Source organism: Sulfuracidifex tepidarius, from assembly GCF_008326425.1.
GTDB classification, from domain to species: Archaea; Thermoproteota; Thermoprotei_A; order Sulfolobales; family Sulfolobaceae; genus Sulfuracidifex; species Sulfuracidifex tepidarius.
Genome location: NZ_AP018929.1, coordinates 320392 through 333412, shown reverse-complemented (window position 1 = coordinate 333412; position 13021 = coordinate 320392). Strand labels below are relative to the sequence as shown.

Below are 13021 nucleotides of genomic sequence, written 5' to 3'. Positions count from 1 at the left end.
TTCCCCTATACTGCATTGTACCATGTTAGCTCTTCGGTGTTTTCGCTCATTCTGATGAAAGGCATTGCATGATACAGTGAATAGGTGCTTCCATCGTTCATTAATATGTAACCGACTAAGGATGGTCCATCAAAGTATGCAGCCTGACTCTGTAAGGACGAGACCTCATTCTCCATGTAATGTTGTATAGAAGATTCCACAATTCCTTGTGCCGTAGAGTTAAGCTGTTTAATGAAGTAATTGCTCAGGTTCATAGCTAGTGTGGCATAGTAGTTCGCTAAGAAACCGTAATCGTAAAGTAGGTTAGGGTTATTCATCACGTCGGTCAGGAGGCTCACATTACCGTAAGAGGAACCCGTTATAGCGTCATAGTATTCAGCAGCATACATGTCCATCACGTACGCGTTGTAGACTCCTTGGTATAAGCCATAGGGAGTTATGGTAGGCCCTGCACTCAGTGAAATGCTGAGACCAGCCCACGCTATAGAGTCCATCATGTCGCTAAGGTTTCCATGATAGAGGTATTCAGCCTCAGCTGAGGTCTCTATTGCCCACAAATTATAACTTTCCTCTGCGTGGGTCTCTGCTTCGTTTATGAGTCCAATAGGGGAACCGTTATACACGCTCTCCAACGCCATCACCATGGGGTTATTAGGGACGTAGAACTGGAAGTAGTCTCCTTCAGATGCAAGCTTCTGGGCTTCTTGATAGTATTGGTTCGCTTTTCCTTTCTCAGACGAATTAGCATGAGCGTAGAACTCGTTATATACTTGGACCATAGCTTCATAACCTGAGCTCAGGTTTGCCTGAAAATCGATATATCCGTGAGCTTGGGGTACTTGTTGGGACGTCTCTATCTCATAGATCTGAGGTATGTCACAGACGGTGTACAGAGTTTCGTTGTGTTGTTTAGCATACTCTTGCGCCATTTGATAGTTCTGCCCTTCAGCCAAGGCCATCATCTTAGGGACAACTAGATAGTATATCCCGCCTTGGTTTAGTTGCACTATCCTTTGATAAACTACTCCTGTTGAATACATATACCCTTCCAGACCAACGTCGCCTAGGAAGTACATTGATTTGTTCAGATAGGACTCCTGTCCCAGCATGGATGCTAAGAACATCACTGTAGCGGAATCAGTCTTCACTGCTCCTCCAACGTTTATAGGAGACGGGGCTGTGATATACAAATAATAATCGTAAGAAGTTAGAGGTTGACCTGCAAACATGGAAGCTATGACGGCAGCTCCCTTAGCCCCTGCAAGGTATCCGTTTCCCGACGAATACAGCCCTCCTATGAAGACTCTTCCGTTCCCGTAAGTTACGTAACCGTACTGTGACGCAATTGTGTGCGCAGGGAAAACGGGATTAATCAGGTAATCTTCTCCGTTTCCTACACTGGCGGGCGGGTCTCCTATATATCCCACGCTTTCAGTTACTGTGGAAGTTGTAGACGAAGTAACAATAGTAGTGGAAGCTTGAGGTGACGTTGTTGCCCTCTCACCTATTAAAAAACCTGCAACAGCGGCAACAACGATCATAATTACCAATATATATAATAAAATACTTTTTTTAATTTGCATTATGAAAAGCCTAAAATAAATGGATTTAAGCTTTTACCCATTTTAAGCGTAGAATTGAAAGAAAGGAAGAGGATCTATTTGGAGAGTTGAACTTCCGCTTTCTTCTCCATGTTAGCTTTCGATATCATCATAATAAGTGATGCCATTAGAGGGGCTAACATGTAGACTGTCAATGGTATTGAGTCGAAAATCACAGTTCCTGCCATAAGTGACACAGATCCGAGGAAGAGTGGGTAGTCGTTCTTCCTCAAGCCAATGGCTACTCCCAAGGTGAGGAACGCCAGGAAGAAAATCACCGGGGGCATCCAGTCAGTAACTCCTAAAATTCCGAATATGTAAGGGAAAGCTACCCCAATAGCGAAGCCCCACCCAGGTATGATGTTTAACACGGTAGCTATCGACACTAATGCACCAACCAAGAAGAAGGGTATAACACTCTTCCAACTCGTCTTCTTACTCTCCATTATGACGAATGACGCTCCGGCAAAAATTACCGCATAGGCGAGAATGAATCCGCTATATCCCGATATGATTCCAGCGATGGAGTTTCCTACCATCTGATCCATCCACGCGAAGGAGAGGAAGGAAAACGCTATGACGTCCGGAACCATGAGGAGATAGATACTCCTTCTACCGCTCTTCTCCACTAGGTAAAAGCTCGACGCTACAATGAGAGCAACATAAATCAGTGAAAAGATATAAGGCACATTGAAAGAAGTGTTGTTTATGCCTACAGCGATATGAATCAAGTCTAGACCAACGGTAGAAGCTAAGACTGAAGTTAAGAGAGCCCTACCCCACCCCTTGAGGTAGATTACAGAGTAGGCTAGGAGAACCGGCTGAAGGATCAAGAGAATGACGTAAGAAGCTCCTCCTACCACATAAGCGAAGTGTAGGTAAGGCTCTACCGTAGTTACCGAGATTCCGGCGAGCCCGAAAGGAAGAACTGAGACAAGAAATTCTCTATTAAAGAATAATTCTAGAAACTGTGCTATAATGTAAACGGATAAAAAAAGGGATATATTAAAAGAATTAGAATTTATTTCTCTCATTCTTGAACGCCCTTATGAAGGAGAATCCCAGAGACTTCATCGCCACGGGAATGACGGGAACTATAGCAAGAGATACGAGCAACGGTAGTAGAGGAACGTAGGATGACGACGAAGATGCCGGCTGTATGTAGAGGTTATACCAGAACGATATGGACTTGAAGTCAACAGATTCTCCTGCACCTCCTTGGAACACTGCAAATGCTACGTGGTACGTTTTCCCAGGAGATAGTTGCACTTGATAATGTGACATACCCTGACCGTCAGAGACTCCAACGGTAGAGAAGGTCCTTACGAACTCAGCGTACCAGTAAGTCCCTGTCTGTGTGTTCTTGTATGTTAAACCTGTAGCAACTATAGATGGATCCCAGAGTTTAGAGGCGTTATAGTTTCCGTTCATGAGGTTCCATGCACTGTAATCTGGATTGTTAAGGTATGGGAATCCTACGAATGGAGTTCCTCCAATGTAGTAGATTGACGATCCATTAACATAAGCGTCTGCTATTAACCCCTGGTTCTGGAGATATCCCAAGTTGAGCGGATCTCTGTAAGAGGCGTAATGTGTGTAGGGAGGCGTTGAGTTTCTGCTGAACAGAGTAGGACCGGGATATCCAAAGTCTTGAGTGTTGTTTGCCCTTGGATTATCGTTAAGAACCCAAAGCTCATCATAACCTGCAGATATAGCACCCGTGGTACCGGGCATCATGTGAGGTGTGTATGCTACTTGATACCATTGACTCGGTGCTCCTCCGAGGGACCATAGAATAGCGAACCTCTCAGGATACATATAAGTGGAATTATAGAACAGAGATACATACTTCGCCGTGTCCTCAGGATAAAACTCATTGTAAGCTCCTTGGGCCCAAGTAGTACCATTGAGCCCCATCTTTACGAATTGTGATAGTGAAGTTATCATAGTTCCGCTGTAGTTCAAGCTGAGCGACTTTATCATGATTGGGTTCCCGTTATTCAAGGGGTTTCCTTTAGGCCCTATTGCACCTAAAATCTCTCCTACAAGCTTTCCGCTCTCGTTAAGCACTATGATCTGAATTGGGTTACCTAGAGCTTGTCCCGGTGGGTATTGTATTTGTTGAGACTGTGGTATATAACTCAACGAAGCCACACTTTCGTTGCTCTCCGTGTAGGACACGTTCACTACCCACCAACCAGCAGGAAGTTCGGAGAAGGGCTGCCATATTCTCCCGTTAGGAGTCCTCTCTGCACACGCCATCCAGGAAATGTACCCGTGATTCCTAGCCTTCATTAATATCATTATGTAAGGTGTACCATCAACGTAAGTCCACGCAGCCTTGACGTAAACGAAATGGGTATGTCCTGCGATTCCTCCTGGAACTGGTATAGTTGGAACTAAAGGAACACTAGTCCAAGGGATTGTGCTCCAGAAAGACGCTGAACCGGGGGATCCTAGATCTGGAGACGCATTAGGAACGTAGTAAGCAGTTACAGTGCTGGAAGCTTGTGCGGCAGAGTTGAGAGCGAAGTCTGCACCGTAAGAAGCTAGAAGTATTGCTATTACAACTAAAGCTCCTAGAGCCAAAAGTTTCGTGTATCCGTTAGCCATTTACGCCACCCCTTTTCCAATTCTTTGTAATTCTACTACTGATATCAAACCACCCACTCCGAAAAGAAGAATAGCTAGTCCTATGAAATTGACAAAATAATTGGGTGTGCTGTTCCCAGTTATTTCTATCATTCCGTTCACATCGAACTGTTCTCTTGGGTAAATATAGGTAGTAGTTCCGAACACTGTTAGGATTATTCCAACCACAACTAGACCTATAGATACGAATTTTAGAAAGTTATTTCCGTTCATCGTTATCACCTCAAATTGTACCGTTAACCACGTGGGGATCCCACTGGCCTGTAGGCATTACCCCTCCTGTTATTTCGCTAGCCAAAGTTGCATTTGAAGTAGCATATATAGTACCGACCATCCAAGAATGCCCTAGACCGACTCCTGCAAGTCCGCAGAACTCAGCACATGCAACATGGTAATAGCCTGGTTTAGGAAATACTAACACAATGTAAGAATAATATCCCGGTACTGCCTCAGCACCGAAGTTGAAGCCTAGGGAGAAATTGCTTGCAGCTGACTGAATGAAGAACTCGTGGAAGACGTCCACACTGTGTATTTCGAACAGCACTGGTTCATCAACTGGAACTACAGTCATATTCGTGTTAGTTCTTTGGTGAGGATTGAAGTCCCAGTGCCACTGTTGAGCCTCTACGTAAATTACCACGTAAGGCCCTTTATAAGAACCCAGTGCGTTGTCGTAAGCAGCGTGGACAACCCCCTCACCTGCATTATTAGTGGGATTGTAACCTATATAATCATACGAGCTATATTGTATTTCTAGAGATAACGCCGCTATTATAACAAGTGCGAAAAATAGAGCTATTACTGTTCCTCTTTTCACCTTTTCACCTTAAGATAAACGTTGGACTTGTTCTTAAAAAGATTTGCGTTTTTTATGAAAACATGTTTACATTGTTTAGTTTAAAAAAATAAAAGAAATTTTCTTTATTTGTTTAGACTGAAGTAAAAGATTTTGCAGGTTCTCACTTTATTTACTTTAACTGGGTTCTGCGGTCTCTTCAAAACTTTACGTAGAACTAGATCCTTCTTAGACTTTAGTCAAAAAAATACTTATAATCATTATTAAGGTAAATTAATAAAGTATCGAAATCTTTTTATACTGTAATCATCAGTAACCGATAGGACCTGTCATGTATAAACAGTATAAATTTTTCATAAATATGGTGATAAAATGGAGAAAGTTGAATATAAATCTTTAAATAGATTAAAAAATCATCAAAGAAAGTTCAATTTTTTCACTGCAATATTCACAATCTTTGCAGGTTTGTTCACTTGGATTTCAACCTTACTGAGCAACGTGTTGATGATCGAGTCAGGCATGTTAGTTTTCACCACTGCACTGACCATACTGGGAGTGAACCTGACTTTGGATTTGACAGTGAAATCGAACAGTAACTCGTGGATATTTGCACCATCGAGGTCAAGAGCTACCTTGAGGAGGGAAACATGCGAACATAAGCCATCCATGTTACAAGGCAAGTTGGGAAAGTTCTTCAAGAAGAAGTGGGCACATTTCTTGATCGTATTTCCGAGCTTCTTGGTGTTCTACGTAGTGATGGTAGTGGGCATTGTCGGATATCAAGGAATTGACCCTGCAGGAATAAGCTTGGTCAACTTCGCCTCCGACATAAGTTGGTTCCTGTGGTTTCCCCTGTTATGGGCATTGACCTGGGTAGCAAACGGGAGGACTTGGTGCCAAACTTGTCCTTTCAGCGGGCAGGCTGAATGGCTTCACAGAGGACATCCATGGAAGATAGGGAGAAAACTAGGACTCAACCTGAGGTGGCCTCTAAAGTATTCTACTATCCTTTACTCAGCGATAGGGTTCTCAATTCTCACGTGGGTGGAGGAGTTCTATAACATCGGCGGTCCGGGTATACCTGAGTTAACTTCAGTAGTCCTGATATACATAGCTGCGTTAGAGCTTTTCATTACTCTCGTCTTTCAGGATAGGACTTTCTGTAGGACTATGTGTCCCCTGAGTGCTCCTCTGGCACTAACTACCATGATTTCTCCGTTGGGTACTTTCAGAGCTAAGGATCCTGAGAAATGCAGGACGTGCACTACAAAGGATTGCATGAAGGGAAACCAGGAGAGCCACGGATGCCCTTGGTTTGCTTCACCAGGAAGTAAGGAAACTGCTCCTATGTGTGGTTTAGCCTCAGACTGTTACAAGGCGTGTCCTCACGATAACATAGATTGGAACGTCAAGAGGTTTCCGTGGTTGAGCGACCTTAACGCCAGTAGAAAGAGATTCGATCTCGGATTATCGGTTCTCATATTGCTTGGAGTTGTCCTATTCCAGTTCGTGAATGCGTTACCTATCTATACGATGATAGATCAATGGCTGAACCATTTCATGGGGTGGGCGTACTTGTCTAAAGCGTTGACCCCAGGGCTATCAAGGTATGGATACTCTAATGACGGTTATCCGAACCCTATAGACTACGCCGTCATAAACGTAATACCTATAGTGGTAGTTTACATGGCCGCGAGGGCTCAAAGGGTTGTTCCTTTCAAGTTAGCTTTCACAAGCTTGTCCTATTCCCTGATACCGATATTTGCCTCGACGATTCTAGCGAGGAACCTGCCCAAACTCATGGGGGGAGCTCTGTTGATAATGAATGAAATCACAGACCCCATGGGAGGAGGACTCACTAGTAAAGGGATCTATTCGACTTTCTGGGGAGGAGTACTTCATTCCCTGGGAAGTAATCCGATTAACGCTACTGCAGAGTGGTGGGTTCTTCCGCTCATGGAGTTCATCATAGTCTTCGGAACCTTTCTTGGCATGAGGGCTTCGAGAAGCTTGAGCGAAGCGGATGGGGTGAGCAAGAAAACTTACTATTCCTTGGTACTCGGTTTCGGAATCGTATTCATGATAATAACATACTGGATGTCTTCTCCAGCGTCTCCTAGTTTGCCTTTCTACAATCCCTTGGTAGGAAACCTCCTCTACAATCCCCTTCAAGCACAACCTCCATTCTAGGTGATGTCCATGGAACCGATTGTATACATAGACGTAGACAGATGCGTAGGGTGTTTCATGTGCGAGAGAGCGTGCGCCCTAGCTAAGGCAATAGAAGTTAACGTTGACTCTAGGTTAGCTGAACTGGTCAGACCGGAAGACTGTACTGGATGTGGAGCTTGTGAAAGGGCTTGCCCTTACTCATGCATCAACGTTATAAATTACGGTGTCAACGTTTCAGAAAGGGCCAGAGTAACACTGTCCAGAGTGAGGAGAAACATGTCAAGGAGATTGATAACGATAAACGACAACTCGACCTTAAGGGAAGCCTCGAAGGTTATGGAGAAGGAAGGAATAGGATCTCTCATGATAAGGAATTACATTGTCACTGAGACTGATATTCTGAACGGCTGGTTCTCAGGTTACACAATGGTTAAAGAAGTTTCAAAGGAGGCAATAACAACACAGGGTAAATCAACCGTAGATGAAGCTCTCTACATAATGAACAGTGTCAATATAGGACATCTCCCTGTAGTCGAAGGGTCTTCCATGGTGGGGATGTTCTCCATTAGGGACGCATTGAGGTCAATGTCTGTGACGTCGTTTAGTGAGGATTTGAAGCTCAGAAGCGTCAAGAAAGAGGATAAAGCTGGATCGCACGCTTTGGAAGTTCCAACTCTTCCTGTAGATTCTACATATGCCCAAGTCTACGACGTCCTCATGAGGAACAGAATTAAGGCTACCATTGTAGGAGACGGTGTAGTATCTATCAGGGACATAACCAAGGGATTCGCGGATGGAAAGTCTCAGGATGATCACGTCAAGCCCAGGAGGCTCAAGCATTTCGAAAGTGACGACCCATTACACGAGGTCATAGGATACATGATACAGAACAATGTGAGACATGTGCCAGTGAGACAAAAGGATAAATTGTTGCTCCTAAGCACAAAGGAAATAACGTCTCGTAATGTATGGGTGCATGTTCCCTAGAAGAGTAAGAGAAAGATATACGAAACTTAAAATGAAGACAGAAAAGTATAAATAATTTTCCATAATCTTAAAATAAGGTTAGAATCAATCAAGTATTTAACACTATTAACGGTAGACACAGTAAAATAGTTAGCTAAATAATCTAGAGCAATTATTGATTAGATCAAAGATTTAGTAAACAATATTATAAAATATTCTTTTAGTTTTAACAGTATATTAGTTAAAAAAGAAAACTTTTTAAAAGCTGGCTTAAGAGTTTTAGTTTATGAACATAAAGATGTGGGGGCCTATCTTGGCTGGAGCAGTAGTTATAGCCATTGGAATACTGTTGTTAGTAGGCTATGGATTCTCGTTCATGAACCATCCCACTGCGTTCGCCTTCAGCTACGCTGGGGCGGATTACCTTGGGATGTCATTAAACGTAGTAGGTCTAGCTCTAGTCATGATAGGTGGGGTATTTAAGAAATGAGCAGAAAGAAAATAGTAATTTTTTTGATTTCATCCATCGCAATAATTGGAATAGTTCTTACAACTTATCCCGTGATTCAGTCCCTGGTGAGTCCACAGCAGGTTCAAGTGGCCAAGTCCAGCTACGGGACTTTCCCGTTATGCGTTTACTCCTCAGACGGAACCAGTGGACACCTAAAGAACGTCACGGGAATAATGTTAACTATAAACAACGAAAACGATAAAGGCTTGAACCTCTCTTGCATAGAGAATTCCACCAACGTGATCCACATCAATTACGTTTATGTGAAACAGCAGGTCATTAACGATCAGGGCGACTTGTCAACGGGTTTCATGAAGGAAGGAGAGGTCTTCATAGGTGAGGAGACTATAGTGATCCCGGTCAAGTTATCCCCTGGAGTTTACACTCTAGTTTTCAGCGATGGAAATTATTTTCAAGTTAATATAAGTTAAATTTTTAAAAGAATGAAAATTACATTTAAAACATGGTATCCCTTGTAACACTTGTTGTAATTGCATCCCTCATGGTATTGGCCATTATAGGAGTGATTTACTTTGTCGAAAGGAAAATGCAAACTTACACTCATGTGTTCATGGCGGAGTTCTTCATGTTAATGATGGCTACCATGTTCGTAGGTGCCATGATTTACCTCTATAATCCCTCCACGTTCTCCTTGGGAATAGGAGTTGGCATAAACATGGTATCTATGATCATTGCGCTGGCAGCGTTCTTCTCTGTAGTGGATAACCTCTCAAGACCTATAAAGGACAAGAGAATCTTTCCTTTAATCTCATTATCGATAGTCATAGACGAGATTCTCATGGGGAGCACCTTTCAACTAGCTGAGAGCGGGAAGTTCGTTTCCCCCATTCAAGGTATCGACTCATCACTGAACAGCGTTTGGTTCTTTTACCCTATGATGACGGAGATGTTGTTCTTGTTTCTAGTCAAGCTGAATGGACTTTCAGGAAACAAGCTTCCCCTTTACCTCCTTCCGGTCATTGTTGTGACGGCTATGCCTCCAACCCTACTTCAAGTTCCCTTATGGAGATATTACTCCATTTTCATTGACATAGCGTTCCTAGGTTATGGAATGATTTCGTCGTCAATACCATCATGGAGAGTACTGTATGCGCTCATAGGGATAGGAATCGTTTCGACCTTTCTAGGAACTGGGATTCCCTTTGGAATTTCTTTGTCAGTTTCTATGATATATTACTATTATTCTATCTTCTCTTCCAGTAAAAAGGAGATTAGCGATAAGATCGTCAAGGAGAGTCGCTAGTCTAACAAAAAGGTCTTTTACATTATTACTAAGTAAAAAATTTTTATTTGATACTTAAGCATTATCTATACGTTCTTCATAAATCCAGGCTTGATAAGGCCACAGAGGAGGAGATAACTCATAAAAATAAAATTATTTAAAATAATGAGAAATCAAGCATAAAAAGTTTTTTAAATAGGTTTTATTAATCTTTAAATTGACCCACAATGGCTGGAATTAGACTTGCAAGACGAGTGATAGGTGCAGTGATAGCGGGTATAGGAGTTAGCATGTGGATAGCGGACATCATGCTGGTCTTCACCTTGCCTTACTCCCTCTACGGAGACGACGCACTGGTCGCTTTAGTTCCCATTTCGGGGGCCGTCCTAGTCGCCGGTGGTCTCCTGGCGGGGTTGTGGAATTGAAAGATAAGAAACCATACCTCTTTATAGGAATTGCAATGATAGTAGCTTCGGTGAACCCAGCTTCACTGATACTAGCATCACAGCTTGAGATAGTGAGGTTCTCGTTTGATATGACCTTAGTGTGGGGTGCCGGTTTAATCGGAATCTGGATAGCTGATTACCTCTTCAGACAAGGGAAAATGAAGAGTCTTTTATCGTTCAATTTCTCCACGAGAGGGCTGGTCTTAGCTTGGGGAATAGCTGGAGTGATAATATCGTACTGGTACTTCCCCGGGCCTTTCGATGCTTCAGTGATCTCAAGCATAATGAGGACAGCACAATTACTTTCCTTCCTGGTGGCAGGAGTAATAGGAGGAGTTGGATGGTACGGAATGACCAATACTTGGAAGAGCATCTCCATGTTCTCGCTATTCAGCATGATGGCTAGCATGGCTGAGATATTTCTAGAACTTGGAGCTTATTACAACACCAATCTTTACAGTTCGTATTCCCTCCAGCAGTTCACGGACACTGCATACTTCCTGTTTGCCATGGCTTTCGCACCTTCAACTTTCTACATGGTGAAGTGGCTAAAAGACCTTGATTTATTTTAAGCTACAATTTTTTTAGGTAAGTTTTTTAAAGGTAATTAATTAAGTTTTAATTGGTGATCAACCACGGCAATATTCGAAAGTGAGGCCGACCTATGGGCAATCGGATTCTTATTGATGGCTGTGATTTACCCTGTAGTGTTCATCTTGCTAATCGTTAAGGCGGACAAGGATCCTCAAGTCGACCCGCTTCAAGTTGCGAAACAAGAGATGGGTGAGTAAATGGAAATTTTTGACGTAATCAAGGCAAAGCCATATCGTTATATTTTTTTCACCATTTTCCTTTCTTATTTCTTTTTCTATCAAATAGCAGATAGACTGCTCATATTCTTCAACTTTGCCTCTCCTCCAGGTTTAGGGCTGATTGTGAGCAACTCTCCCCCCGCTAATCCGTCCCAAATGCCTTTTCCCCTTTGGGGTCCTTTCCTATCATTGAATTCGTCTTCCTTTACGTGGGCTATGACGCCTTTATCCTTGATAATTTCCTTCGTTCTTTCGCTTCTGGTCTCAACTAACGTAGTCTTGTACGTGTTTTATTATTCTATGATTAGGGCCGGAGCGAAAAGAACCATAGCGGGTTCATTAGGTTTGATAGCGACTTCTTTATCTTGCTCGTGTGAACTGTTCACAGCGCTTATAGGGTCTGCAACTTCTTCCCTTCCTTTCCTGTCGTCCATAGCCTTCATGGACACTTTATCGGAGGGTCTGGTAGCTCTAGCGGTGTTCCTCCTGTCGTTGTCCTCATTTGTGCTCTATTCTGAGGTATCCGGAAGGGACATTAAGGTGAACTTCAGCAAGGGGATGAGAATCATTTTAATCTTAGGACTCGCGATATTCTCAGTTTTCCTTCCTACTACAGTTTCCTTCTCCTTGGTGAAAATCATTGCCCTCACGTTCGCAGGCGGAATAGCATCAACACTCTTGAAGTTCAGATCAAAGTATCTCCTTTTACCTTCAGCCTTGCTTGTGTTCCTGTTGATAGCTTTCTATCCTCACTTTTACTCTAGCCTTGATTTGATACCGATCTCGCTCCTATCTGGATTCATGGGGAATTTAGGTTTCCAGGACATGCAGAGATGGGCCAAACTGGGCATAATGCACACCTTAGCCTGGACCATGATAATGCCTGGTCCGATATCCCTGATCATAGGCTATCCGTTACCTTTCTTCAATTTCAGCGCCGGAAATCTTATTCAAATGTGGGTATTCTCTTGGATAGCAGGAACACCGATAGCGTGGTTCGCAGGGATCTATTACCTCAGGTACATTAGGAAGAACATGTCCTCCCTAGTCACGGTGAGGCTCATGAATAAGGGAGAGAGAAAAGGGCTCACGTGGATTTCCTTGGGAGTCATCGCTTTGGTGACTCAAATAGCCTTCTTTACAACTCACGCTGATTATTTCGTAGATTACAACGGGTTCGATTACTTCTTCCTGACTGTTATGACGATTATATCTACATCCATCATGGTCGGGGGATCAATAACCTTTGCGTATGGGGTCTACGAGTTGATAAAGTCTAAGTTTACGCTACCGAAGGTAAAAAGAAGAGATCTAGCGATTTACTCTTTAATTTACGCTGCTTTGGTTAGCATATTAGGAGGTTTGGTACACTTCGGGGTCTCAGGGTTCACCTATCCAACGTTTTACTTCTTCAGCTTCGGGGTTCCGATGCTTGATCCTTCCTTCTTAGTTTACCTTCCTCCATTTGCGGGAATATACGTAAATCCCATCGAGTTACTTCAAGTGATAGGAGTCTCCATAATGGGAGGCTACATGATTTCACTGCTCAAACAGTCAAGAAACAAAGGGAACATCTATACGTTAGGATTAGGCGCTCTGGGAGTTTGTCCTGCATGTTTCCTCTCAACTTACGTGTTCGGCTTTGTCTCACTGTCACTTGGAATATCGGCACTGTTCACACTTTCAGATGAACTCATAGTATCACTGTCCTCTGATGCCCTCCTGCTGTTAGCTCTGATTCTCGCTGTTAGAAACAGGAACTGTAAGCTGGAAACTCCTATCAAGAATAACAATAATAACTTATAACTTATTTAATTTTAAC

General features: G+C 43.0%; 13 protein-coding genes. 8 read left to right on the top strand and 5 right to left on the bottom strand.

The genetic code is table 11. The features are described 5' to 3' along the window. Nucleotides 1–5: 5 nt before the first annotated feature. The 5 genes from IC007_RS01605 to IC007_RS01585 all read right to left on the bottom strand — a co-directional run bounded on the left by IC007_RS01605 (nucleotide 6) and on the right by IC007_RS01585 (nucleotide 5070). On the bottom strand, nucleotides 6–1541 hold the full coding sequence (locus IC007_RS01605) for a hypothetical protein (protein WP_054846321.1): 1536 nt from the start codon (nucleotides 1539–1541) through the stop codon (nucleotides 6–8). 116 nt (nucleotides 1542–1657) lie between these two features. Further along, nucleotides 1658–2635: a hypothetical protein gene (locus tag IC007_RS01600; protein WP_054846320.1), complete on the bottom strand. Its 978-nt coding sequence runs from the start codon at nucleotides 2633–2635 to the stop codon at nucleotides 1658–1660. Continuing rightward, entirely contained in the window at nucleotides 2616–4214 is a 1599-nt protein-coding gene (locus IC007_RS01595; RefSeq protein ID WP_174861565.1) for a DOMON domain-containing protein, read from the bottom strand. The genes IC007_RS01600 and IC007_RS01595 overlap by 20 nt, the downstream gene beginning before the upstream one ends. Beyond that, nucleotides 4215–4466 (bottom strand): hypothetical protein, encoded by a 252-nt coding sequence (locus IC007_RS01590; RefSeq protein ID WP_054846337.1) that lies wholly within the window; start codon nucleotides 4464–4466, stop codon nucleotides 4215–4217. Between the two features lie 10 nt (nucleotides 4467–4476). Continuing rightward, a complete protein-coding gene (locus IC007_RS01585) occupies nucleotides 4477–5070 on the bottom strand; it encodes a cupredoxin domain-containing protein (protein ID WP_054846319.1) in 594 nt (197 codons plus the stop codon). Nucleotides 5071–5421: 351 nt separating this feature from the next. Between IC007_RS01585 and IC007_RS01580 the strand changes: the two genes are divergently transcribed. The 8 genes from IC007_RS01580 to IC007_RS01545 all read left to right on the top strand — a co-directional run bounded on the left by IC007_RS01580 (nucleotide 5422) and on the right by IC007_RS01545 (nucleotide 13005). Next, entirely contained in the window at nucleotides 5422–7239 is a 1818-nt protein-coding gene (locus IC007_RS01580) for a 4Fe-4S binding protein (protein ID WP_149528252.1), read from the top strand. Nucleotides 7240–7248: 9 nt separating this feature from the next. Continuing rightward, nucleotides 7249–8208, top strand: a complete 960-nt coding sequence (locus tag IC007_RS01575) for a CBS domain-containing protein (RefSeq protein WP_084739829.1) — start codon at nucleotides 7249–7251, stop codon at nucleotides 8206–8208. A 265-nt stretch (nucleotides 8209–8473) separates the two neighbouring features. Further along, nucleotides 8474–8677, top strand: a complete 204-nt coding sequence (locus tag IC007_RS01570; protein WP_054846317.1) for a hypothetical protein — start codon at nucleotides 8474–8476, stop codon at nucleotides 8675–8677. Next, nucleotides 8674–9129 (top strand): hypothetical protein, encoded by a 456-nt coding sequence (locus IC007_RS01565; RefSeq protein ID WP_054846316.1) that lies wholly within the window; start codon nucleotides 8674–8676, stop codon nucleotides 9127–9129. Before IC007_RS01570 ends, IC007_RS01565 begins: the two co-directional genes overlap by 4 nt. 32 nt (nucleotides 9130–9161) lie before the next feature. Beyond that, the gene (locus IC007_RS01560; RefSeq protein ID WP_054846315.1) at nucleotides 9162–9962 is read left to right on the top strand and encodes a hypothetical protein; all 801 of its coding nucleotides are present in this window, start codon (nucleotides 9162–9164) and stop codon (nucleotides 9960–9962) included. Between the two features lie 206 nt (nucleotides 9963–10168). Continuing rightward, a complete protein-coding gene (locus tag IC007_RS01555) occupies nucleotides 10169–10366 on the top strand; it encodes a hypothetical protein (protein WP_054846314.1) in 198 nt (65 codons plus the stop codon). After that, on the top strand, nucleotides 10357–10959 hold the full coding sequence (locus IC007_RS01550) for a DUF1404 family protein (RefSeq protein WP_232048962.1): 603 nt from the start codon (nucleotides 10357–10359) through the stop codon (nucleotides 10957–10959). The genes IC007_RS01555 and IC007_RS01550 overlap by 10 nt, the downstream gene beginning before the upstream one ends. A gap of 219 nt (nucleotides 10960–11178) precedes the next feature. Then, nucleotides 11179–13005 carry a hypothetical protein gene (locus IC007_RS01545; RefSeq protein ID WP_149528251.1) on the top strand — a complete coding sequence of 609 codons (1827 nt, stop codon included), beginning with the start codon at nucleotides 11179–11181 and terminating at the stop codon, nucleotides 13003–13005. Nucleotides 13006–13021 lie beyond the last annotated feature (16 nt).